The 21,826-nt window shown below is 62.3% G+C and carries 16 protein-coding genes; 1 reads left to right on the top strand and 15 read right to left on the bottom strand.

Annotation, left to right across the window (positions count from 1 at the left end; translation table 11 throughout):
* Window positions 1–25: 25 nt before the first annotated feature.
* The 4 genes from ACEN42_RS00935 to hemE form a co-directional block, all read right to left on the bottom strand.
* Window positions 26–1,174 (bottom strand): branched-chain amino acid ABC transporter substrate-binding protein, encoded by a 1,149-nt coding sequence (locus tag ACEN42_RS00935; RefSeq protein WP_187608080.1) that lies wholly within the window; start codon window positions 1,172–1,174, stop codon window positions 26–28.
* A gap of 100 nt (window positions 1,175–1,274) precedes the next feature.
* The gene (putA, locus tag ACEN42_RS00930) at window positions 1,275–5,207 is read right to left on the bottom strand and encodes a trifunctional transcriptional regulator/proline dehydrogenase/L-glutamate gamma-semialdehyde dehydrogenase (protein ID WP_371880427.1); all 3,933 of its coding nucleotides are present in this window, start codon (window positions 5,205–5,207) and stop codon (window positions 1,275–1,277) included.
* Between the two features lie 474 nt (window positions 5,208–5,681).
* Complete coding sequence (locus ACEN42_RS00925) at window positions 5,682–7,928, bottom strand: primosomal protein N' (RefSeq protein WP_371880426.1); 2,247 nt, start codon at window positions 7,926–7,928, stop codon at window positions 5,682–5,684.
* A gap of 461 nt (window positions 7,929–8,389) precedes the next feature.
* Entirely contained in the window at window positions 8,390–9,487 is a 1,098-nt protein-coding gene (gene hemE / locus ACEN42_RS00920) for a uroporphyrinogen decarboxylase (protein ID WP_309881754.1), read from the bottom strand.
* A 183-nt stretch (window positions 9,488–9,670) separates the two neighbouring features.
* Between hemE and ACEN42_RS00915 the strand changes: the two genes are divergently transcribed.
* Window positions 9,671–10,510: a transporter substrate-binding domain-containing protein gene (locus ACEN42_RS00915; RefSeq protein WP_238209367.1), complete on the top strand. Its 840-nt coding sequence runs from the start codon at window positions 9,671–9,673 to the stop codon at window positions 10,508–10,510.
* 3 nt (window positions 10,511–10,513) lie between these two features.
* On the opposite strand, the gene ACEN42_RS00910 is transcribed toward ACEN42_RS00915, so the two are convergent.
* The 11 genes from ACEN42_RS00910 to ACEN42_RS00860 all read right to left on the bottom strand — a co-directional run bounded on the left by ACEN42_RS00910 (window position 10,514) and on the right by ACEN42_RS00860 (window position 21,657).
* Window positions 10,514–11,461, bottom strand: coding sequence for an alpha/beta hydrolase (locus tag ACEN42_RS00910; protein WP_238286056.1), 948 nt, complete (start codon window positions 11,459–11,461; stop codon window positions 10,514–10,516).
* A gap of 618 nt (window positions 11,462–12,079) precedes the next feature.
* Window positions 12,080–13,810 (bottom strand): AMP-binding protein, encoded by a 1,731-nt coding sequence (locus ACEN42_RS00905; RefSeq protein WP_371880425.1) that lies wholly within the window; start codon window positions 13,808–13,810, stop codon window positions 12,080–12,082.
* Between the two features lie 277 nt (window positions 13,811–14,087).
* Entirely contained in the window at window positions 14,088–14,513 is a 426-nt protein-coding gene (locus tag ACEN42_RS00900) for a F0F1 ATP synthase subunit epsilon (protein WP_029672474.1), read from the bottom strand.
* A gap of 75 nt (window positions 14,514–14,588) precedes the next feature.
* Complete coding sequence (gene atpD, locus ACEN42_RS00895) at window positions 14,589–15,983, bottom strand: F0F1 ATP synthase subunit beta (RefSeq protein ID WP_222946708.1); 1,395 nt, start codon at window positions 15,981–15,983, stop codon at window positions 14,589–14,591.
* 44 nt (window positions 15,984–16,027) lie between these two features.
* Window positions 16,028–16,912: a F0F1 ATP synthase subunit gamma gene (gene atpG, locus ACEN42_RS00890; protein ID WP_187608087.1), complete on the bottom strand. Its 885-nt coding sequence runs from the start codon at window positions 16,910–16,912 to the stop codon at window positions 16,028–16,030.
* A 64-nt stretch (window positions 16,913–16,976) separates the two neighbouring features.
* Window positions 16,977–18,518, bottom strand: a complete 1,542-nt coding sequence (atpA, locus tag ACEN42_RS00885) for a F0F1 ATP synthase subunit alpha (protein ID WP_035499351.1) — start codon at window positions 18,516–18,518, stop codon at window positions 16,977–16,979.
* A 56-nt stretch (window positions 18,519–18,574) separates the two neighbouring features.
* Window positions 18,575–19,117, bottom strand: a complete 543-nt coding sequence (locus tag ACEN42_RS00880; RefSeq protein WP_371880424.1) for a F0F1 ATP synthase subunit delta — start codon at window positions 19,115–19,117, stop codon at window positions 18,575–18,577.
* A gap of 2 nt (window positions 19,118–19,119) precedes the next feature.
* On the bottom strand, window positions 19,120–19,590 hold the full coding sequence (locus ACEN42_RS00875; RefSeq protein WP_029672469.1) for a F0F1 ATP synthase subunit B: 471 nt from the start codon (window positions 19,588–19,590) through the stop codon (window positions 19,120–19,122).
* A 133-nt stretch (window positions 19,591–19,723) separates the two neighbouring features.
* Window positions 19,724–19,993 (bottom strand): F0F1 ATP synthase subunit C, encoded by a 270-nt coding sequence (gene atpE / locus ACEN42_RS00870; RefSeq protein WP_007180033.1) that lies wholly within the window; start codon window positions 19,991–19,993, stop codon window positions 19,724–19,726.
* Window positions 19,994–20,082: 89 nt separating this feature from the next.
* On the bottom strand, window positions 20,083–20,934 hold the full coding sequence (atpB, locus tag ACEN42_RS00865) for a F0F1 ATP synthase subunit A (protein WP_035499356.1): 852 nt from the start codon (window positions 20,932–20,934) through the stop codon (window positions 20,083–20,085).
* A gap of 177 nt (window positions 20,935–21,111) precedes the next feature.
* Window positions 21,112–21,657, bottom strand: coding sequence for an ATP synthase subunit I (locus ACEN42_RS00860; RefSeq protein WP_029672587.1), 546 nt, complete (start codon window positions 21,655–21,657; stop codon window positions 21,112–21,114).
* Window positions 21,658–21,826: the final 169 nt, after the last annotated feature.

Here is a 21,826-nt window from a genome sequence, read left to right as displayed (position 1 = left end):
TCGATACAACGCAGAAAACGAAACCTTACTTCCCGCCCACGCTCTGCAACGTCGTCCACTTCCCGCCGACGACCTTGTACAGCGTGATGCCGCCGTTCTTCAGATCGCCCTTCGAGTCATACGACAGGTGCTTCGCCGTCACGCCCTGCATGTCGGTTTTCGCGAGGAACGGCAGGTACTTCGCCGGGTCCGTCGAGTTGGCCGCCTTCATCGCGTTGAACATCGCCATCGCGCCATCGTAGGCGTACGGCGAGTAGGTTTGCACGTCTTCGTTGAAGCGCTTCTTGTACTTCGCTTCGTAGTCCGCGCCGCCCGGCATTTCGTTCATCGGCAGGCCGGCGAGCGATGCCACCGTGCCTTCAGCCGCGTCGCCCGCGATCTTGACGAAGGTATCGGTCTTCACCATTTCGCCCGCCATCAGCGGCGCGCGGAAGCCGAGCGTCTTCATCTGCTTGACCATCGGGCCGGCTTGCGAATCCGCACCGCCGTAGTACACGAGGTCCGGGTTCATCGACTTGATCTTGGTCAGAATCGCCTTGAAGTCGACAGCCTTGTCGTTCGTGAATTCACGGTCGACGATCGTGCCGCCCGCCGCCTTCGCCGCCTTCTCGAACTGGTCGGCGAGACCCTGGCCGTACGCCGTGCGGTCATCGACGATCGCGATCTTCTTGACCTTCAGGTTCTTCACCGCGAACTCGCCCGCGACCGAGCCTTGCTGCGTGTCGGAGGTCATCATGCGGAAGGCCGTCTTGAAGCCTTGCGTCGTGTATTCGGGCGCCGTCGCCATCGCGATTTCGGGGATGCCCGCGTTCGCGTAGATGCGCGATGCCGGGATCGTCGTGCCCGAATTGAAGTGGCCGAGCATGCCCTTGATGCCGTCATCGACGAGGCGCTGCGCGACGGTCGTGCCCGTGCGCGGGTCGGCCTGGTCGTCGGCCGAGTTCAGCACGATGCGAACCGGCTTGCCGCCGATCGTCGGCTTCGTGGCGTTGAAATCTTCGACGGCGAGCGTGATGCCGTTCTGCATGTCCTTGCCGTAGTGCGCCTGCGCACCGGTCAGCGGTCCGGCGTAACCGACCTTCACGTCCTCGGCTTGCTGTGCGAATGCGGTCCCCGCGAGCGACAGGCCGGCGAGCGTCATGGCTGCTGCCAGCTTGGTCATCGTTTGCTTCATAGCTTCTCCTGGTTCCAGTGTGGATGGCAGCTTGTGCCGGGATCGCCGTGCCTGCTGCCGCTTGTTTGAATTCGTTTGAATCGAGCGCTCGAGGGGTGTCTCAACCGATCGTCATCAAATTCGCATTGCCGCCCGCCGCCGCCGTGTTCACGCTCACCGAGCGTTCCGTCAGCAGACGTTCGAGCGCGTAGTCTTCGCCATCGTGGCCAGCGTCGGCGAACGCTCCCGCAGCCACGCCCTGCACCGATACGATCGGTCCCGCGCGCTTCGCGACTTCCTTCACGAGCGACAGCAGTTCATCGCTGTCGCCTTCGAACAGAACGGCGTCGAAGTCCTCCGCCGCTCGGCGCACCTGGACATATGGCTTGAGCGATGCCGGCAGCGACGCCGCCAGTTGCTCGCCCGCCGATCCGCTGAACAACGCGCGGTTGCCCGTCGCGAGCGCGGCGGCCAGTTGCGCGCGCGCGCCGCTCGATGTCGCCGCCACGCACAGCACCGTGCCGCGCGCGCCGAGCGTGTACGTGTTGCGCTCGCCCGTCGGGCCGTTCAGAACTGCCGTCGCGCCTGCCATCACATGCTGCAGATAGCCATCGCAGCGCGCGGCCGTCTGCGGATCGCGTTCGCCGATCGCCCAGTCGCGCAACGCGGTGAGCGCTGCCGTGGGCGTGTCCTTCGACGCGGTCTGATCGACGACGAGCGTGCTCGCGAGCGACTTCGGCAAACCGGTCGGGCGCTTCGCCAGGAGACGCTGCAAGTACAGCGCGCCGCCCGCCTTCGGACCCGTGCCCGACAAACCTTCGCCGCCGAACGGCTGCACGCCGACCACCGCGCCGATCACGTTACGGTTCACGTAGATGTTGCCCACATGCGCCCGCGCGATCACATGCGCGATGGTTTCGTCGATACGCGTATGGATGCCGAGCGTAAGGCCATAACCCGTCGAGCGAATTTGGTCGAGGAGTTTATCAAGGTTCGATCGGCGATAACGCACCACATGCAGCACCGGGCCGAACACTTCGCGCTTGAGCTCGTCGATGCTGTCGAGTTCGATGAGCGTCGGCGGCACGAACGTGCCTTGCGCGCACGCGTCCGGCAGCGGCAGTTGCGTGACGTTGCGGCCCTTGTCGCGCATCCCGGCGATATGCGCGTCGATGCCGCGCTTCGCGTCCGCATCGATCACCGGGCCGACATCCGCCGACAGACGATCCGGATTGCCCACCGCAAGCTGCTTCATCGCGCCGGTCAGCATTTCGAGCGTGCGATCGGCGACGTCGTCCTGCAGGCACAGCACGCGCAGCGCCGAGCAGCGCTGGCCGGCCGAGTCGAACGACGACTGCAGCACGTCCGCGACCACCTGCTCCGCGAGCGCCGACGAATCGACGATCATCGCGTTCTGGCCGCCGGTTTCCGCGATCAGCGGAATCGGACGGCCGTCCGGGTCGAGGCGCTCGGACAGCGTCTTGTTGATGAGGCGGGCGACTTCCGTCGAGCCGGTGAACATGACGGCGCGCGTGCGCGGATCGGCGACCAAAGCCGCGCCGACCGTTTCGCCGTTGCCCGGCAGCAATTGCACCGCGCCCGCGGGCACGCCCGATTCGCGCAGAATGCGCACGGCTTGCGCGGCGATCAGCGGCGTTTGTTCGGCGGGCTTCGCGAGCACCGGATTGCCCGCCGCGAGCGCAGCGGCGACCTGACCCATGAAGATCGCGAGCGGGAAGTTCCACGGGCTGATGCACACGACCGGCCCGAGCGGACGATGTGTATCGTTCGAAAACTCGGCGCGTATCTGCGACGCGTAGTAACGCAGAAAATCGATGGCCTCGCGGATCTCCGCGATCGCGTTCGGCAAGGACTTGCCCGCTTCGCGCACGACGAGGCCCATCAGCGTGTGCATCTGCGCTTCGAGCAGATCGGCGGCGCGCGCGAGGCAATCGGCGCGGTCTTCGACAGGCGTCGCCTGCCAGATCGGCGCGGCGGCCACGGCGTTGGCGATCGCCGCGCTCACCTGTTCCGGCGACGCTTCCACGACCGTGCCGACGATATCGCGCAGATCCGACGGATTGCGCACGTCGCGCGCCGGCATGCCGTTCTCGATGATCGTGCCGCCTTCCAGCATTGGTTCGGCGCGCCACGGATGATGCGCGCTCGCCAGCAACGCCGACGACAGCGACGCCAGCCGATGCTCGTTCGACAGATCGAGGCCCATCGAGTTGAAGCGCTCGCTGCCGTACAACTGACGCGGCAGCGGAATCTTCGCGTGCGGCGCGCCGAGCGGCGTGATCTCCTGCGCCTCGTCGATCGGATCGCGCACGAGCTCCTTCACCGGAATGGATTCATCGGCGATGCGGTTCACGAACGACGTGTTCGCGCCGTTCTCCAGCAGGCGGCGCACGAGATACGCGAGCAGCGTTTCATGCGTGCCGACCGGCGCATACACGCGGCACGGACGGTTCAGCTTGTCGCGGCCGGTCACTTCTTCGTAGAGCGGCTCGCCCATGCCGTGCAGGCACTGGAATTCGTACTGGCCGGGATAGTAGTTCTGTCCCGCGAGGTGATAGATCGCCGACAGCGTGAACGCGTTGTGCGTCGCGAATTGCGGATAGACGGCATCCGGCGCGCCGAGCAGCTTCTTCGCGCACGCGAGATACGAGATGTCCGTGTAGATCTTGCGCGTGTAGACCGGATAGCCTTCGAGGCCATCGACTTGCGCGCGCTTGATTTCCGTATCCCAGTACGCGCCCTTCACGAGGCGAATCATCAAGCGATGGCGGCTGCGGCGCGCGAGATCGATCAGATAGTCGATCACGAACGGGCAGCGCTTCTGATAACCCTGCACCACGAAACCAATGCCGTTCCAGCCCGCCAGTTCCGGATCGAAGCACAGCGCTTCGAGCAGATCGAGCGAGATTTCGAGGCGATCGGCTTCCTCGGCGTCGATGTTCAAGCCGATGTCATAGCGCCGCGCCAGTTGCGCGAGCGAGCGCACGCGCGGCAGCAACTCGGTCATCGTGCGTTCCTGCTGCGAGCGCGAGTAACGCGGATGCAGCGCGGAGAGCTTGATCGAAATGCCCGGGCCTTCGTAGATGCCGCGCCCGCCCGCCGCCTTGCCGATCGCGTGGATCGCCTGCTCGTAGGACGCGTAGTAGCGCTGCGCGTCTTCTTCCGTCGTCGCGGCTTCGCCGAGCATGTCGTAGGAATAGCGGAAACCGCGCGCCTCGTACTTGCGGCTGTTCGCGAGCGCTTCGGATATGGTCTCGCCGGTGACGAACTGCTCGCCCATCAGGCGCATCGCCATATCGACGCCCTTGCGGATCAGCGGTTCGCCGCCGCGGCCGATCAGACGCGTGAGCGCGGAGGACAGGCCCGCTTCGCTGTTCGTCGTCACGAGCTTGCCGGTGATCATCAGGCCCCACGTCGCGGCGTTCACGAACAGCGACGGCGCCTGGCCCATGTGCGATTTCCAGTCGCCCTTGCTGATCTTGTCGCGGATCAGCGCGTCGCGCGTGGCGCGGTCGGGAATGCGCAGGAGCGCTTCGGCGAGGCACATCAGCGCGACGCCTTCCTGGCTCGACAGCGAGAACTCGTGGATCAACCCTTCGACGCCGCCGCCCGAGCTTTTCGCGCGGAGCGCTTCGACGAGCTTCGTCGCGAGCTTTTCCGTTTCGGCGGCGACGGTTGCGGGCAGGCGCGCCTGGCCGATGAGGAACGGCACGCACTCCGGCTCGGGCCGGCGATACGCGGCCGTGATCGCCGCGCGCAGCACGGATTGCGGCTGCACGTTCTGCGCGAAATCGAGGAAGGGATGCGGCGCGCCGTCTTCGTCGCCATCGACGGGCGTGGCATCGGCCAATTCGGACGAACCGTTCGCGCCCGACAGTTCGGGCGGGAGCTGACCGTGCTCGATACGCTCCAGATAAGCGAAGATCGCCTGCTTGATCAGCCAGTGTGGAGTGCGTTCGAGGCGCGTCGCGGCATCTTTGAGCCGGGAACGCAGCAGATCGTCGACTTTGACGCCTAGGGTTGTGCTCGCCATATTTCCTTCGTTTGCCGGTCGTGCCCAACCCGGCCCATGACTAAAAAGTTGGCGAATCGTACTCCGCTGATTTAAAAGGTGCAACCGAGATTTTCGCTAGGGTTGCACCACAATGAAACCCTTATGGAACAAGGCTTTGAGCAGCGCGCCGCCGGCTGTCGCTTGGCGCCTGTCGCCTAGTAGTTTCCCTAGTCGGGAATTTTCGGGACGCGCCCTACGTAAATCCTTTAACGCCGCCGATATAAACGCAATGCGCCGCCCACGGCGCTGCTTTCGCCGTCAGCGCACGGCGACTTCGGGGAGAGCAACGAGCATGAGCACTTGGATGGTGGTAACCGGCGTTTGGGCGATGATCGCGGTCTGCGTCGTGCTGTTCGTTCGGGGCGCGTCGCCGCACGTTCGCCGATCCGATGACGCTTCCGACCGGGGCGGACGGGCCGCGCGCGACGTAATCTGACTCGCTTTTTTATCGACTCAAACGTCCAGCGGATCGACTTCGACGTTCCATCGCAATACGCCCTTGAGCGAGCGCAGCGCCGGTTGCCACGCGCGCAACGACGCCTGCAACGCCGCCCGCGACGCACTTTCGAGCAGCAGTTGCGCCCGATGGACATTGAACACTTTGACGATGGTGAGCGGCACCGCATCGTAGACGGTCACGCGATCCGCGCCGGGTAAAGGTGCGAACGCCGCCGCCGCATCCTCCAGAAACTTGAGCGCGGCTTCGAGCGTGCGGCCTTCGGCGCGCAACATCGCCTGATAGACGAACGGCGGCAGGCGCGCGTCGCGCCGCTCGGCCAGCGTCGAGTTGGCGAAACCCACATAGTCTTGCCGCGACAGCGCCTGATACAGCGCGTGACGCGGATAGCGCGTCTGAATCATCACTTCGCCGGGCAAGCCCGCCCGTCCCGCGCGGCCGCTCACTTGCGTCAGTTGAGCAAAGAGCCGTTCGCTCGCGCGAAAGTCGTGCGAGAAGAGCGCGGTGTCGGCATTGAGCACGCCGACGAGCGTCACGCGCCGGAAGTCGTGGCCCTTCGCGATCATCTGCGTACCGACGAGAATATCGACCTCGCCCGCGTGCACATCGGAGAAGAGCGCTTGCGCACTACCCTTGCGGCGCGTGCTGTCGGCGTCGATGCGCAGCACGCGCGCGCCCGGCACCACGCTCGCGAGCGTCTCCTCGACGCGCTGCGTGCCGCGGCCCATCGGCGCGATATCGATGTTGCCGCAGTCCGGGCACGACTTCGGAATGCGCGATTCCCAGCCGCAGTGATGGCAGCGCAGCGCCCGCTCGGGCTTATGCAGCACGGCGTAGGCGCTGCAGCGCGGGCAGCCCGCGACCCATCCGCAGGCGTCGCACGACAGAATTGGCGCATAGCCACGTCGATTCAGAAACACGAGACTTTGCTCGCCCCGCTCGACACGCGTTTTCAGCGCGGCGATGAGCGGACCCGCGAGCCCTTCGACCGATGCGCGGCCGCGCCGTCTCTCCTCTTCCAGATCGATGAGCTTCACGGTCGGCAACGCCGCTTCGGCGACGGCCCGGCGCGTAAGCGTCAATCGCGTGTAGCGGCCCTGCTCCGCTTGCCACCAGGTTTCGAGCGACGGCGTCGCCGAGCCGAGCACGACGGGAATATCGAGCTGTTTCGCGCGATAGATCGCCAGATCGCGCGCCGAGTAGCGCAGACCTTCCTGCTGCTTGTAGGCAGGATCGTGCTCTTCATCAACGACGATGATCGCCAGTTGCGGCATCGACGCGAGAATCGCGAGACGCGTGCCGAGCACGATGCGCGCGCTGCCCGTGTGCGCCGCCAGCCAGTTGCGCGCGCGCTCGCCTTCGGCGAGACCGCTGTGCATCGTGACGATGGAACCGTCAGCGAGCGCCGAAAAACGCGCACGGAACGCGGCTTCGAACTGCGGCGTCAGGTTGATTTCGGGAACGAGAACGAGCGCTTGCGCGTCCGGCCGGGCCGCGAGCAAAACGGCGAGCGCATGCAGATAGACCTCGGTCTTGCCGCTGCCCGTCACGCCGTGCAGCAGGAACGGCGCGAAGCCTTGCGCGCCGGAAATCGCATCGACGGCATCGCGTTGTTCGTCCGTCAGAATCGGCAGCGGCGCGGCGCCGGTTGGGAGCACTTGCGCATTCGTATCGGGCTCGACAGTTTGTGTCGTCGCCGTCTCGATCCAGCCGCGCGCGAGCCAGTCGTCGAAAGTCACGCTTGCTTTGGGATGCAGCGCGCGGGCATCGGAAAGAGCGAGGAACGGTTGCTCCGCGAGCGCTTCGGCCAGACGGCGCAGGGCGCTGGCGCGCGCGGGCAACGCGTCGGGAAGTTGTGCGCGTCCCTCCGGCAAAAGTCGATAGCGCGGCTCCACGGCGAAAAGTCGATTCCAGCGCGAGGCGTCGCGCAACGCTTGAGGCAGCGCAGGCAGCGCGACTTCGCCGAGTCCACGCTGGTAGTAATCGGCAGCAAAAGCCGCAAGCGCGACCCAGGCGTCGGACAGCGGCGCGCAGCCATCGCAGATTGCGCTAACAGCGCGCAGTTTTTCGGCGGGCACGTCGCTTGAATGGGCGATTTCGCAGATCAGCCCGACGACCTCGCGTCGCCCGAACGGCACCTTTACCAGCATGCCGACCGCAGGCGCGTCCAGCAGCGCATAGCGGTAGTCGAACAGCACGGGCATCGGCTGATCGACGGCGACGCGCACGAAAAGGCCAGTCACCGCGCACGACCCCGCGTGCAACGGTCCGACACTGGAATCTGGCTGAACGGGGTGAAGTTAAAGTGAAACATCAGAATCGTCTGTAAACCGCCGATTATTTTTGGATTTCCGATGCTTTCCACAGGCCTGTGGATAACTTTGTTGAGAAGTGCGTTCGACGTCGCCGCAAACAATGTCACGAAACCCTTATGTGCGCTGGCCCACATTTCGGGCAAAGCTCTCGAAATTTCTTAAAAATCATAGGGTTAAAGCATACATAGAGACACGTTATTGGTTGCTGGAGGCCATACGTCTGATGGCGCGCCGCAGCGAACGAAATGTGCATAAGTTCAGTCTTGACATCGAGGAACGCCGCCTGAGATGGGCGATGCGGACGAAATGTTCCAGCCCTCGATTGCCGATTCCGAAGCGCCGACATTGCGCTGCAACATGCACTCGCAACGCCGGCTCTTGTATATGAGCTATCGCGTGGCTTGTTTCGCGCGCATCGCACGGCTGTGACGATGGACTTCGTCGACGAGCTCCGCGACGCTCTCCGGCGGCGTGAACTGCGAGATTCCGTGGCCCAGGTTGAAGACGTGGCCCGGAAAATTCCCGAAACTCTCCAGCACGGCGCGCGCTTCTGTACGGATCGCCGCGGGCGGCGCGAAGAGCACGTTGGGATCGATGTTCCCCTGCAGCGCCACGCGTGCGCCCACTTTTTCCCGAGCCTTGCCCAGATTCATGGTCCAGTCGAGACCGACCGCATCGACACCGGTCGCGGCGATTTCCTCAATCCACAATCCGCCGCCCTTCGTAAAGGTGATGACGGGCACGCGCGCGCCGTCGTGCTCGCGCTTCAGACCCGCGACCACCTTCGCGATGTATTCGAGCGAGAAGCGCTGATACGCGCCATCGGCGAGCGCACCGCCCCACGTGTCGAAGATCATCACGGCCTGCGCGCCCGCTTCGATCTGCGCATTCAGGTACGCCGTCACGGCTTGCGCGTTCACATCGAGGATGCGATGCATCAGGTCCGGACGCGCATAAGCCATCGATTTGACCGTGCGGTGATCGTCCGAACCGCCGCCTTCGACCATGTAGCACGCAAGCGTCCACGGGCTGCCGGAGAAACCGATCAGCGGGACCTTTTGACGGCCTTGTGCGTCGGTGAGCGCGCGGCGGATCTGGCGGACGGCGTCGGTGACATAGGAGAGCGTCGCGCCGATGTCCGGCACGGCGAGGCGCTTCACGTCGTCCTCGGTGCGCACGGTGCGCTCGAAACGCGGACCTTCGCCCTGCACGAAATTCAGGCCGAGGCCCATCGCGTCGGGGACGGTAAGAATGTCGGAGAAGAGAATCGCGGCGTCGAGCGGAAAGCGTTCGAGCGGCTGAAGCGTCACTTCGGTCGCGTAGTCGGGATTCTTCGCGAGCCCGAGAAAACTGCCCGCGCGGGTGCGCGTGGCGTTGTACTCCGGGAGATAGCGCCCCGCCTGGCGCATCAGCCAGATCGGCGTGTAGTCGGTCGGCTGGCGCAGGAGCGCGCGCAGGAAGGTGTCGTTCAGAAGAGTGTGTGCCACGTCGCTCGATGCTGAAGGCAAAGAATCATTCATTCTACCGGACCGGCCGGGCGTTTTCGTTGACTGAGCCCGGCAATTCGGGAAGTCTCATGCAGCGCGGCCTATGCGTTTCGGACGAGTGTCCGGCGACGCGAACGCCTCGGTATCATCGACGGAACCCTACAACTAGAACCAGGAGAATCGATGCAACGCACGTCTGTCAGTCTCGCCGCCTCGGCCCTTGTCATGTCGCTCGCGCTCCCCGGCGTCGCGCATGCTCAAACGGTTCAGGCGGGCACCGTAGCCGGCGCGAAGCCTGCCGCGCCCGCGCCAGTCGCAGCACCCTCGCGGCTCGACGATATCCTCGCGCGCCACACGCTGCGCGTCTGCACGACGGGCGACTACAAGCCGTACTCTTTCCTTCGCCCGGACGGCCAGTTCGAGGGGATCGACATCGATCTCGCGGAGAGTCTCGCGAAGTCGCTCGGCGCGAAGACGGAGTACGTGAAGACGTCGTGGTCGAACCTGATGAACGACTTCGTCGCCAAGTGCGATATCGCCGTGGGCGGCGTCTCGACCACGCTCGAGCGGCAGAAGCGTGCCTTCTTCACGGCGCCGTACATGGAAGACGGCAAAACGCCGATTGTCCGTTGCGACGATGTCGACAAGTACCAGACTGTCGCGCAGATCGATCAGCCGAACGTGCGCACGATCGTCAATCCGGGCGGTACGAACGAGCGCTTCGCGAAGCAGTTTTTCCCGCACTCGCAGTTGATCGAGTACCCGGACAACGTGACGATCTTCAAGCAGATCCTCGAAGGCAAAGCGGACGTGATGGTCACGGACGCATCCGAAACGCTGCTCCAGCAGAAGCTCAATCCCGGGCTGTGCTCGGTGCATCCGGACAAGCCGTTCCAGTTCGGCGAAAAGGCGTACCTGTTGCCGCGCGGCGATGTGCCGTTTCAGCAGTATGTCGATCAGTGGCTGCATCTCGCCCGGTCGTCGGGCGAGTTCCAGGCCGTCTATGACAAATGGTTGAAGTAACGCTCAGCGCCCGGCGCGCACGAGTTCGCCTGCGCGCGTGCCGATCTTGCGCAGCCAGCCGAGCGCCGCTTCCGACTGCGAATGCATGCGCCCGAATCCGTGCGTCATGTCGTGCGCTTCGATCATCTCGACGCGGCCGCCGTTGGCTTCCAGGAAACGCTTGAGTTCGAAGGCGTCGTCGTAGAGCGGATCGTAGGCCGCCGCGACGACGAGCGCGGGCGCCGGCGTGCGCTCGAACGGTTCGGACAGCGGGAACGCGCGCACGTCGTGCTCTTCTGGCGCATCGCCCGATAGAAATTGCGTCCAGTACCACTTCATTTCATCGTTCGTGAGCCCCGGACCCTTTGCATTCGCGATGCAACTGGGGCTTTCGAACTGGCGGCGCATCACCGGATAGAGCAGCAATTGCAAGCCGACGAGGCCAGCCACCCGCTCGTTCGCTGCGCGCGCAGCGACGACCGCCAGATGCGCGCCCGCACTGTCGCCGCCTACGGCCAACCGGTCGACCGCGAAACCGAGCCGCGAGCGATGCTCCGCGAGCCAGATCAGCGCGTCGAGCGCGTCCTCGCACGGCGCGGGAAACGGATGCTCCGGTGCGAGCCGGTAATCGACGCTCGCCACGGCGCATTGCGAATCCAGTGCGAGCCGTGCGACGAGTCCGTCGTGCGTGTCCAGGTCACCGACCACCCAGCCGCCGCCGTGAAAGTACACGATGAGCGGCAGCGGCCCCTGCACGCCCGTTGGCTTGTAGACCCGCGCGGCGAGCGTACGTCCTTCAAGGGCGATCTCGATGTTTTGCGCGATCACGGCATCGTCAGGCTTTCGGGCGTAAGCTTTTGCAATGTTGCTGAAGCGGTCTCGCACCGTCCGTGCATCCGCATCGGGCGCCAAAGCCGGGAAGGCTTCGTCGACGGCGCGGTAGTAACGGAGCAAGGCTGCGTCGATCGTCATGCGTGTCTCCATAGCGTTTTCTCGTTGAATGATCATTTGCGGGCAACTTGCGCATCGATTTCATGCGTCCGCACGTTCGATTTTCGCGGAAATCCAAAAATATCGCTCTGGTCCGAAAATCGGCATTTGGCGGCGAGGTCAGGCCGATCGAATAAATGATCCGAATAACAGACAATATATCCGTGAAAATCGGATGATTCGCGCGACAAAATTTCCCCTCCGCCTTATCCGACGCGGGTTACAACCTGAAACACTTTGTTACGGCGACTCTGAATCAATTCGCCCACAATCTGTGAAACGGTTTCAACACGGATGTATTGGGCTGCGCTGTGCGAAAGTCGCGTGGTCCGATAGCTGGCTGTGGCCTAAGCGCTCAGATTTTGGGGCATCGGTGCTGGGATCGTTATTCGAATGTAATCCGTTCGAAATCCCACGTGTGGTCTCCTCGCGCTAACCCCGTAGCGTGTGGTTTTTAGCGGGCTCCAGGCCCGCTTTTTTTTCGCCCGGACAAACGTTTGCGTTTCTTGAGAGATTCGGAACTCAAACGTTTCATCCAATGACAGAAGGGAGCGCCGCGGCGCTCCCTTCGTCGTTTCGTGATTTCGAATACTGCGAGTCTCAGGCCGTCTTGGTCTCGGCGAGCTTCAGTTCATCGATCATGCGCGCTCGCATCACGAACTTTTGCGCCTTGCCGGTGACGGTCATCGGCAATTCGTCGACAAAGCGGATATAGCGCGGAATCTTGTAATGCGCGATCTGCCCTTTGCAGAAGTCACGAATCTCGTCCTCGCTCGCTTGTTCGCCGGGACGCACGACGATCCACGCGCACACTTCCTCGCCGTACTTCTGATCCGGCACGCCGAACACCTGCACCGACTGGACCTTCGGATGGCGAAACAGGAACTCCTCGATTTCGCGCGGATAGACATTCTCGCCGCCGCGAATCAGCATGTCCTTGAGGCGTCCGACGATGTTGCAATAGCCTTCTTCGTCGAGCGTCGCGAGGTCGCCGGTGTGCATCCAGCCGTCGACGATCGCCTCGCCCGTCTTGGATTCGTCGCCCCAGTAGCCCTTCATCACCGAGTATCCGCGCGTGCAGAGTTCGCCGGTCTCGCCGACGGGCACGATGTTGCCCGATGGATCGACGATCTTCACCTCGAGATGCGGCTGAATGCGTCCGACGGTCGTCGTGCGCTTGTCGAGCGGATCGGTGGTCGAACTCTGGAACGACACCGGGCTCGTCTCGGTCATGCCGTACGCGATCGTGATCTCGCTCAGATGCATCTTCGAAACCACGCGTTTCATCGTTTCGATCGGACACGGCGAGCCTGCCATGATGCCCGTGCGCAGACGGCTCAGGTCGTACTTCGCGAAATCGGGATGATCGAGTTCCGCGATGAACATCGTCGGCACGCCGTGCAGCGCGGTGCATTTTTCGTCGTGGACAGCGGCGAGCGTCGCGCCGGGGTCGAACGCTTCGCCCGGAAATACCATCGTGCAGCCGGTCGACACGCACGCGAGCACCGCCAGCACCATGCCGAAGCAGTGGTAGAGCGGCACCGGGATGCAGAGCGAATCCTGCTCGGTGAGGCGCATCGCCATCGCGATATAGCGCGCGTTGTTGACGATGTTCCGATGCGTGAGCGTCGCGCCCTTCGGATTGCCCGTGGTGCCGCTCGTGAACTGGACGTTGATCGCGTCGTCCGGACCCAGCTTCGCTTCGAGCGCGTCGAGCTTCGCTGCGTCGAGTTGGGTGGCGCCCGTGCGCATCACATCATCGAAGTTGAGCATGCCGGGCGTCTTGCCGTCGCCCATGCGGATGACCGCACGCAGTTCCGGCAGCTTCGCGGCGTCGAGCGCGTTCGGCGCGGCATGGGCGAGTTCGGGCGCGAGCGTCTGCAACATCTCCAGATACTTCGATGACTTGAACTGCTCAGCCGCGATGATCGCTTTGCAGCCGACCTTGTTCAGCGCATATTCGAGCTCGGCCAGCCGGTACGCCGGATTGATGTTGACCAGCACCGCGCCCATGCGTGCGGTGGCGAATTGCGTGAGGAGCCATTCGGCACGATTCGGCGACCAGATGCCGACGCGATCGCCCGCCTGAATGCCAAGCGCGAGCAGCCCGCTCGCGAGTACGTCGACCTGGTTCGCGAACTCGCGCCAGGTCCATCGGATGTTCTGCTCGCGGAACACCACGGCGGGTCGTTCGGGAAAGCGGTTCGCGGTTTCGAGAAGGAAACGCGAGACGGTTGCGTCGCTTAGAGCGATGTCGGTCGCGCCGCGAACATGGGAAATGCCGTCACGCGGTTTGATCTGCGCGCCGGCCTGCGTCGGTTCAGTTGCCATCGATGGTCTCCGCCAATATGAGTCGCCGCCCGATGAAGGCTAATTGGAGGCTATTGTGCATCGCAAACACGCGCGCGGGCATTGAGTGTTTCCCCGCAACGCCGTCCTGGGGAAGGCGAGTAAAACCTAGCCGAATCAATGCGTTACGCAGACTCTGCCATCGATACACATAACCGATATGCACTAATGCCTGCGCGATTTGCCGATTTGGAGCATAAAAAAAGCAGCCCGAAGGCTGCTTTCTTTGAACTGCTGAACGTCGCTTGACGCGTCACGCTTAGTGCTTTGCGTGCGCCTTGCGCAGACGCTGGATCGCCGCGAGCTGAGCCGTCGCGTACGCGAGTTCCGCTTGCGCGGTCGCGTATTCGAGTTCCGAGGTGTTGTTTTGAATCGCTTCCTCGGCACGCTTTTTCGCCTGCTCCGCCTTCGCCTCGTCCAGATCGGCGCCACGGATGGCGGTATCGGCGAGCACGGTCACGATGCCCGGCTGAATTTCGAGAATCCCGCCTGCAACGAACACGAACTCTTCCGAGCCGTCTTCCGCCTCGATGCGCACCGCGCCCGGACGAATGCGCGTGATGAGCGGCGTGTGGCCGGGCAGAATGCCCAGTTCACCCGCTTCGCCCGGCAGCGCGACGAACTTCGCCTGGCCCGAGAAGATCTGCTCTTCCGCGCTGACGACGTCTACCTTGATGGTTGCCATTTATGTCGACTCCTGGATTGAGTGTAGTTCGCGGGCGTCAACCGTCAGACTGACGCCCTTGTAGACACCCAATCTTTACTGGATCTTCTTGGCCTTTTCGAAGGCTTCGTCGATCGTGCCGACCATGTAGAACGCTTGCTCCGGCAGATGATCGCATTCACCTTCGACGATCATCTTGAAGCCGCGGATGGTTTCCTTCAGCGGCACGTACTTGCCCGGCGAGCCCGTGAACACTTCCGCAACGTGGAACGGCTGCGACAGGAAACGCTGGATCTTGCGCGCGCGCGAGACCGACAGCTTGTCTTCCGGCGACAGTTCGTCCATGCCCAGAATCGCGATGATGTCGCGCAATTCCTTGTAGCGCTGCAGCGTTTGCTGAACACCACGGGTGATCGCGTAGTGTTCTTCGCCGATCACGTGCGGGTCGATCTGACGCGAGGTCGAATCGAGCGGGTCCACTGCCGGATAAATACCCAGCGAAGCGATGTCACGCGACAACACGACGGTTGCGTCCAGGTGGCCGAAGGTCGTAGCCGGCGACGGGTCGGTCAAGTCATCCGCAGGGACGTACACGGCCTGAACCGACGTGATCGAGCCGGTCTTGGTCGACGTAATACGCTCTTGCAGCTTGCCCATTTCTTCAGCCAGCGTCGGCTGATAGCCCACTGCCGAAGGCATACGGCCGAGCAGTGCGGACACTTCCGTACCCGCCAGCGTGAAACGATAGATGTTGTCGACGAAGAACAGCACGTCGAGGCCTTCGTCACGGAAGTGCTCGGCCATCGTCAGACCGGTCAGCGCGACGCGCAGACGGTTGCCCGGCGGCTCGTTCATCTGGCCGTACACCAGCGCGACCTTGTCGAGAACGTTCGAGTCCTTCATTTCGTGATAGAAGTCGTTCCCTTCACGGGTACGCTCACCCACACCGGCGAACACGGAATAACCGCCGTGTTCCTTCGCGATGTTGTTGATGAGTTCCATCATGTTCACGGTCTTGCCCACGCCTGCACCGCCGAACAGACCCACCTTGCCGCCCTTCGCGAACGGGCAGATCAGGTCGATAACCTTGATGCCCGTTTCGAGCAGTTCGGTCGACGGCGACAGGTCTTCGAACGCCGGCGCCTTCTGGTGGATCGAGCGCATCGTTTCCGATTCGATCGGACCGGCTTCGTCGATAGGACGGCCAAGCACGTCCATGATGCGGCCGAGCGTCGGCTTGCCGACCGGCACGCTGATGGGCTTGCCCGTATTCTTGACCATCGTGCCGCGGCGCAGACCGTCGGAGGCACCCAGACAGATGGTGCGCACCACGCCGTCGCCCAGCTGCTGCTGGACTTCGAGCGTCAGTTCGGTGCCTTCCAGAATGAGCGCGTCGTAGATCTTCGGCATGTGCTCACGCGGGAATTCCACGTCGATAACGGCGCCGATGCACTGTACGATCTTGCCTTCTACCAAAGCAGTAGTACTCATCGCATTTCCTTTAGATACTGTGTTCTTTCAAGCGGTCAGCAAAATCAGACCGCTGCGGCGCCGCCGACGATTTCCGACAATTCTTTCGTAATCGCGGCCTGGCGGCTCTTGTTGTAGACGAGCTGCAGTTCGTTGATCACGGTCTTCGCGTTGTCCGACGCGGCTTTCATCGCGACCATGCGCGCCGATTGCTCCGACGCCATGTTTTCCGCGACCGCCTGGTACACGAGCGCTTCGACGTAGCGCACGAGCAACTCGTCCACCACGGTTTGCGCGTCCGGCTCGTAGATGTAATCCCACGAGGTCTTCGGCGTGACGCCGTCTTCGTCCTTAGCGTCGAGATCATCCACCGACAACGGCAGCAGCTGCTCGATCACCGCTTCCTGCTTCATCGTGTTGATGAAGCGCGTGTACGCCAGGTACACCGCGTTGATCTTGCCTTCCGAATACAGGTCGAGCTGCACCTTGATCGCGCCGATCAGCTTTTCCAGATGCGGCGTGTCGCCCAGTTGCGTAACTTGCGACACGACACTGGCCTTCAGGCGATTCAGGAACCCGAGACCCTTGCTGCCGATCGCCGACGCCTCGATCTTGACACCGCTCTGATCGAGTTCCTTGATCTTGCTCAGCGACGCACGCAGGACGTTCGTGTTCATGCCGCCGCACAGACCCTTGTCGGTCGTGACGAGGATCAGGCCGGCCGTCTTCACGCCCTTGTTCTCGACCATGAACGGGTGGCGATACTCAGGGTTCGCCTTGCTCATGTGCGATGCGATTGCGCGGACCTTGTCGGCATACGGACGGGCGGAACGCATACGCTCCTGGGCGCGGCGCATCTTGGATGCGGCGACCATTTCCATCGCTTTCGTGATCTTGCGCGTGTTTTGCACGCTCTTGATCTTGCCGCGAATTTCCTTCATTCCAGCCATTGCTTACTCCTTGATCGAAGCCGCGCGACGTTCAACGACATCGCGCGTTGCTCCTCAGTCCCGATCAATAAGCGCCCGACTTCTTGAAGTCCTTCAGCGCGGCATGCAGTGCGCCTTCGTCGTCCTTCGACAAGTCTTTGTTGTCTTCGATGCGCTTAATCAGATCGGCGTGGCTGGTCTTCAGGAATTCGCGCATGCCCTTTTCGAACGGCAGAACTTGCGAGACTTCGAGATCGTCCAGATAGCCATTGTTGGCTGCGAACAGCGCGACAGCCAGTTCCCACACCTGCAGCGGCTGATACTGCGGCTGCTTCAGCAGTTCCGTCACGCGGCGGCCGCGTTCGAGCTGCTTGCGGGTGGCTTCGTCGAGGTCCGATGCGAACTGCGCGAACGCAGCCAGCTCACGATACTGCGCGAGGTCGGTACGGATACCGCCCGACAGCTTCTTGATGACCTTGGTCTGAGCCGCACCACCGACGCGCGACACCGACACGCCCGCGTTGATTGCGGGGCGGATACCGGCGTTGAACAGGTCGGTTTCGAGGAAGATCTGGCCGTCGGTAATCGAGATCACGTTCGTCGGAACGAACGCGGTCACGTCGCCGGCTTGCGTTTCGATGACGGGCAATGCCGTCAGCGAGCCGCTCTTGCCCTTGACTTCGCCGTTGGTGAACTTCTCGACGTACTCTTCCGAGACGCGCGCAGCACGCTCGAGCAGACGCGAGTGCAGATAGAACACGTCGCCAGGATACGCTTCACGGCCCGGCGGACGGCGCAGCAGCAGCGAAATCTGGCGATACGCCCATGCTTGCTTGGTCAAATCGTCATAGACGATCAGCGCATCTTGACCGCGATCGCGGAAGTATTCGCCCATCGTGCAGCCGGCGTACGGTGCGAGGTATTGCATCGCGGCCGATTCCGAAGCCGAAGCCGCCACGACGATGGTGTACGCCATCGCGCCGGTTTCTTCGAGCTTGCGCACCACGTTCATGATCGACGAAGCCTTCTGGCCGATCGCGACGTAGATACAGATGAGGTCCTTGCCCTTCTGGTTGATGATCGCGTCGACGGCCACCGCGGTCTTGCCGCACTGACGGTCGCCGATGATCAGCTCACGCTGGCCACGGCCGATCGGCACCATCGAGTCGATCGACTTCAGACCCGTTTGCACCGGCTGCGACACCGACTTACGCCAGATCACGCCCGGAGCGATCTTTTCGATTGCGTCCGTAGCTTTCGCGTTGATCGGGCCCTTGCCGTCGATCGGGTTGCCGAGCGCATCGACCACGCGGCCGATGAGTTCCGGACCGACCGGCACTTCGAGAATGCGGCCCGTCGTCTTGACGATGTCGCCTTCCGAGATGTGCTCGTATTCACCGAGAATAACGGCGCCGACCGAGTCACGTTCGAGGTTCAGCGCGAGGCCGAAGGTGTTGCCCGGGAATTCGAGCATTTCGCCCTGCATCACGTCCGACAGGCCGTGGATACGCACGATACCGTCGGTCACGGAGATCACGGTGCCCTGGTTGCGAACATCCGCGCTCGCTTCAAGGCCCTGGATCCGGCTCTTGATCAGCTCGCTGATCTCAGAGGGATTGAGTTGCATTATTCGCTCCTGATAGTCAATTCTGTTGCGTGCCAGCTTCAGACACGGTTGATCGCTTAAGCGGTCAGAGCCGTCTGCATGCTGGCGAGGCGCGCGCGGACCGAGGTATCGAGCACTTCGTCGCCAACCGTCACGCGAACGCCGCCGATCAGCGACTGATCGATTTCGACGATCGGTTTCAGCTTGCGCTGGAACTTGCGTTCGAGGCTTGCAACGAGGTCGTTCAACTGTTCGCCTTCGAGGGGGAACGCGCTCACGATGTGAGCATCGGCAGCACCTTCACGGGCGTTCTTCAGCTCGTCGAACTGGACGGAGATTTCCGGCAGCAGCGACAGGCGATGGTTCTCGACCAGCATGCCGACGAAGTTCTTCGCCCGAGCATTGCTTTGTGCAAGCGGCGACTTCACTGCTGCGAGCAGGAGATCGACGATCTGCTGTCGGTTTACCTTCGGGCTCGAAGCGACCGATTCCACTTCGGGCAGACGCGCAACCTGTGCCAGCTCCTCGACGAAGGTGGACCAGCCCGCGAGATCGCCGGTTTCGGCTACGCGGAACAGCGCTTCTGCGTAAGGACGAGCGATGGTTGCAAGTTCGGCCATGATCAGAGCTCGGTTTTGAGTTGATTCAGCAGATCGGCGTGAGCTTTCTGATCGACTTCGCGCTTCAGAATTTGCTCGGCGCCCCTGACGGCCAGAGCCGCGACTTCGGCACGCAGCGTTTCGCGCGCTTTCACGACTTGCTGGTCGGCGTCAGCCTTGGCTTGCGCGACGATGCGCGCGGCTTCGGCCTGAGCGTTGGCCTTGATTTCTTCTGCGACTGCGGCGGCGCGCTTTTCGGCGTCGGCGATGCGCTGCTGGCCGTCGTTACGCGCTTGCGCGAGTTCCTGGTCGACGCGCTTGTGCGCCGCTTCGAGTTCCGCTTTGCCCTTGTCGGCGGCGGCGAGGCCGTCGGCAATCTTTTTCGAGCGCTCGTCGAGGGCGTTGATCAACGGCGGCCACACGAACTTCATCGTGAACCACGCGAGGATCAGAAACACGACCATTTGCGCAAACAGGGTTGCGTTGAGATTCACGGTGTTTCCTTAAACGTTGCTTGATCGGAGGTGAAACGGTTAAAAGGCGCTCATCGGCTTGTTGAGCTCGATCAGCGCCTCATCCGTTCCGTTCAGGCGTCTTTAAAAATCAGACGCACAGTTCCGAGGAACCTCAGCCTGCGAGCTTCGAGAGCAGCGGGTTCGCGAACGCAAACAGCATTGCCACACCAACGCCGATCAGGAACGCCGCGTCGATCAGACCAGCCAGCAGGAACATCTTGGTCTGCAGCGGGTTCATCAGTTCCGGCTGGCGAGCGCACGCTTCAATGTACTTGCCGCCCATCAGACCGATACCGATACAGGCGCCGATTGCACCCAGGCCGATGATGATGCCGATACCGATGGCGGTCAGACCCTGGATGTTGGCGATGAAAGCTTGCATGATCACTCCTTTGATTAAAGACTTTGGAACTGGATTTATAAAAAACGAAAACCTAAAACCTGAACGATTCCGGAACGTGCCGCAACGCGTCAGTGTGAGTCATGCGCCTGGCCGATATACACCAGCGTCAGCATCATGAAAATGAACGCCTGCAACAGCACGATCAGAATGTGGAAGATCGCCCAAACCGTGCCCGCGACCACGTGGCCGATGAAGCCGAGCACAGAAGCGTCCGCACCGAACGTCCACATGCTGCCCAAAAGGGCGATCAGCAGGAACAGCAGTTCGCCGGCGTACATGTTGCCGAAAAGCCGCATGCCGAGCGAAACCGTCTTGGCGACGAACTCGATGATGTTCAGCGCGAGGTTCGGAATCCACAGGAGCGGATGCGCGCCGAACGGAGCGGACAGCAGCTCATGCACGAAGCCGCCGGCGCCCTTGATCTTGAAGTTGTAATAGATCATCAGCACGAACACGCCGAGCGCGATGCCGATGGTGCCGTTCAGATCGGCCGTCGGCACGATGCGATGATGCGGCAGCGCTTCCGACAGACCCAGCCAGCCGATGACACGGCCCGGCAAATCGACGGGGATGAAGTCGAGCGAGTTCATCAGGGCGACCCAGACGAACACGGTCAGCGCGAGCGGAGCGATGAAACGGCGGCTGCCGTGAATCATCGACTTCGACTGATCTTCGACCATTTCGACCAGCATCTCGATAGCGCACTGGAACCGCCCGGGAACACCGGAGGTCGCCTTGCGTGCGGCAAGACCGAGGATGAGGATGGTTGCGAGACCGCACACGATCGACCAGAAAAGCGTGTCGAGATTCCAGACGTGGATGTCGAAAATCGACGTCTGTGCGTGCGTGGAAAGATTCTGCAAGTGGTGCGCAATGTACTCGGACGGATCCAGAGCGTGCGTTCCTTCGCTAGCTGCCATATCGTTAAAGCCACCCAAATTGTCAAAAATCTTTCGCCGCCTGTCGCTTCCGAGCCGCCGCTTCGCTGAGCGGCTCCGGGTCGAGAGGCCTGAGTGCGGAACAGGGTCCGCACGTCTTCATATGTGATGCTACTTGCAACCTGTGCTGCAGGCACTTACCTGGGACGTCAAGAATCGTCACCGTAGCGCCATTGCAACCCAGTAAGTCTTCAGGGCGACGATGTACGTGACGAGCAGCGGCAACCACAACGCGCTCTTGTACCAGTACGCGACCGCCACGAACATGGCGATCGTCGCTCCCATCTTGAGCGCCTCGCCGATCATCCAGCTCATGATCGTCTCCGCGCCGCTCTTCGCTCTCAGGCGCGCGGCGAACAAAGCGCTCGGCACCCAGCAGATTGCTCCCCCCAGAAATGCGGACAGCGCAGCATCACCCGGTGGCTTGTAGAACAGCCACCAAAGCAGCGTCGCACCCAGGGACAAAACCATTTGCGCTGCCACGACCTTAAACGGCGTGACACGCGATGGACGACTCACCTCGGGCCCAAACAGCTTCTGTGCCTGATCCCGCGTGAGCGGAACGATATTGTTATCTTGCGCTTCGGCATCCCACGCGTCGGCAGACGAGCTGCGCGGCTGATTTCCGGAGGCGTTCGCATCGCCGGTTGCGTGAGCGTTCGGCGCTCGATTTTCCTCTCGCACCGTCTTCAAACCTTCAACCAAGAGTCCGGAAAATCACCTTGCGCTTTCGCTGCGCTTTCGAGGTGGCCTAGCTGATAAATCCGGGCGATTGTAAGCGATTGTTGTCGCGGATTCAATAGTTTAGGTGTGTCAAAAGCCAAGCGGACGAAGCTTAAAAATCAATCTCAAAAGCGAGACTTTTCTTGCAATT

The organism is Caballeronia sp. S22 (assembly GCF_964261745.1).
Taxonomy (GTDB): Bacteria; Pseudomonadota; Gammaproteobacteria; order Burkholderiales; family Burkholderiaceae; genus Caballeronia; species Caballeronia jiangsuensis.
The sequence above is the reverse complement of the archived record's forward strand: the minus strand, read 5'-3'. Positions and strand labels throughout refer to the sequence as shown.